The organism is Sulfolobus sp. B1 (assembly GCF_007050195.1).
GTDB lineage: Archaea > Thermoproteota > Thermoprotei_A > Sulfolobales > Sulfolobaceae > Saccharolobus.
Genome location: NZ_QIMI01000341.1, coordinates 1 through 655 on the forward strand (window position 1 = coordinate 1; position 655 = coordinate 655).

General features: G+C 35.6%; 2 protein-coding genes. Both read left to right on the forward strand.

Annotated features, from left to right (window positions below; all coding sequences use genetic code 11):
* A partial coding sequence (locus tag DMP16_RS10595; protein ID WP_143577254.1) for an ABC transporter permease subunit occupies positions 1–419 on the forward strand: 419 nt, incomplete at its 5' end.
* Entirely contained in the window at positions 416–649 is a 234-nt protein-coding gene (locus DMP16_RS10600) for a hypothetical protein (protein WP_255446897.1), read from the forward strand. The genes DMP16_RS10595 and DMP16_RS10600, both read left to right, overlap by 4 nt.
* Positions 650–655 lie beyond the last annotated feature (6 nt).

The following is a 655-nucleotide window of genomic DNA, read 5'->3' on the forward strand; positions in this document are numbered from 1 at the left end:
TGATTAACTTTTATATTATACCAATGATAGGTTTCATTGTCTCTTTGATGCCTGGATTTTATTTCGGAATGAGAAACACCATGGTTCATACATTGAGGGATAATTACGTCAATTATGCGGAAATATTGGACTTTAAGAGGTCAACAATAAGGAAGTTTGTATCAAGGAACTCTATGTTACCCAATATTACGAACTTTAGCATAACTGTAGGTTTTGGAATAAGCAGTGCCCTAACTATAGAAGGTTTATTAGCAGTACCGGGAACTGGGTATTATCTAGGGAATGCCCTTCTCGATAGAGATTTACCATTACTACAAGGTATATTCTTGATCATTGTTGTTATGCTAATAATATCCTTAGCTATTATAGAGATAGTTTATGGTTTACTTGATCCGAGAGTGAGAGGTGGTCAAGGATGAGTTCAAAAATTAAAAAATATATATTTACAAATGCATTTACTACGGTAGGATTCTCGATTTTAATAGCTGATTTAATCTTAGGCATTATTGGGCATTTTTGGACACCATATCCCCCTACCGCTACATTTACACCAAATTTACCACCTTCCTCCTTCGACTTTTCTACCAGTCCAAAAGTCATACCAGCTCCCTTTAGGCAAATAGATTTCTCTTTCTGTAACGTCCGGTAACGTAAC